Source organism: Nocardia sp. NPDC050713 (assembly GCF_040654315.1).
In the GTDB taxonomy this organism is placed as follows: domain Bacteria; phylum Actinomycetota; class Actinomycetes; order Mycobacteriales; family Mycobacteriaceae; genus Nocardia.
Genome location: NZ_JBFAHS010000045.1, coordinates 1 through 1,041, shown reverse-complemented (window position 1 = coordinate 1,041; position 1,041 = coordinate 1). Strand labels below are relative to the sequence as shown.

Annotated in this window: 3 protein-coding genes; all 3 read left to right on the top strand. The window is 70.3% G+C overall.

Annotated elements, in window-relative coordinates:
* A partial coding sequence (locus tag AB0H49_RS34410) for a hypothetical protein (protein ID WP_357257319.1) occupies positions 1-203 on the top strand: 203 nt, incomplete at its 5' end.
* Positions 200-439: a hypothetical protein gene (locus AB0H49_RS34405; RefSeq protein WP_357257316.1), complete on the top strand. Its 240-nt coding sequence runs from the start codon at positions 200-202 to the stop codon at positions 437-439. The genes AB0H49_RS34410 and AB0H49_RS34405, both read left to right, overlap by 4 nt.
* Before the next feature lie 270 nt (positions 440-709).
* A partial coding sequence (locus AB0H49_RS34400) for a hypothetical protein (protein WP_357257313.1) occupies positions 710-1,041 on the top strand: 332 nt, incomplete at its 3' end.

Below are 1,041 nucleotides of genomic sequence, written 5' to 3'. Positions count from 1 at the left end.
CCGCCCTCAATGAGGTGGACCGGATCACGACCGAGCTGCGCAAGGCGTCCGTCACGGCCGCGCAGCTCGGCGCGGCCCGCACCAGGATCAAGGACCTGGGCGGCGTGGCGGCGACCACTCTCTACAGCTGGTTCGAGGCCGCAGGTCTGGAAGTACAGGCCCGACGCCCCCGGAAGTCGCCCCGGGAAGGCGGGAACGCGTGAGCCTCCCCGAGCCCGCCGACATGTCGCACGCGATGTTGATCGCGCTCCTGATGCACCTGGGCGGCTCGTACGACTTGCCCAGCTCCGCGCTGACCGAGGCTGACGTCTTCGGCACGTCGGACGGCGCGCTGCACGCCCTTGAGCTGGTGCCTCTGAGGGATGGACGGGTCCGCCTGTCCGTCGTCCCTAGGCCGCCCGGGGACGGCGCGGGCATCGAGATCCGCGACGCGGAGTAACCTCACCCCCACGAACAGCTTTTAGCCCCAGAAATGACTGAACCCCCCGGGTCGTAGCGTTGGCGCGCTCACCGAGGGGCCCTGATCTAGTCGGTGTCGAGTGTAGGGGACCTCTGTCCTCTGCACACCACGGCACCGGCGGAGAGGCCGTGTGTGCCCGCCAAATCTCAGCCAGCTGCCGGTGTCGTCCCCCGGCAGGGCAACGTCACCCAACTCCACGCCAAGCCCCCCGAGAGCGATGTCCCGCCCGGGTGCCGGCCGATCCCCGGGATGCGCGACGGGTGGTTCTTCAACGACAAGACCCGCCAGGTCCTGCACCGCGCCCGCAAGGACACCGAGCCGTTCGTCCTGGGCACCGTGCCGCGTGTCACGGCGAAGATCCTGCACCTGACGGACGACGGCGAGACGATCCGGATCGAGTACCAGATCGTCGGCAAGCGCCAGCGGCGGCGCCGGATCGTCACCGAGGACGAGATCGACCGGGGCACCTGGGCCGCGAAGGTCGGGCAGGGCCGGCCTTCCAGCGGCGACGCGAAGCAGGCGTTCGCGACCATCATGCGCGCGGACGGCGAGGACGCCCCGGAGCTGATGGCCCGCCCGTT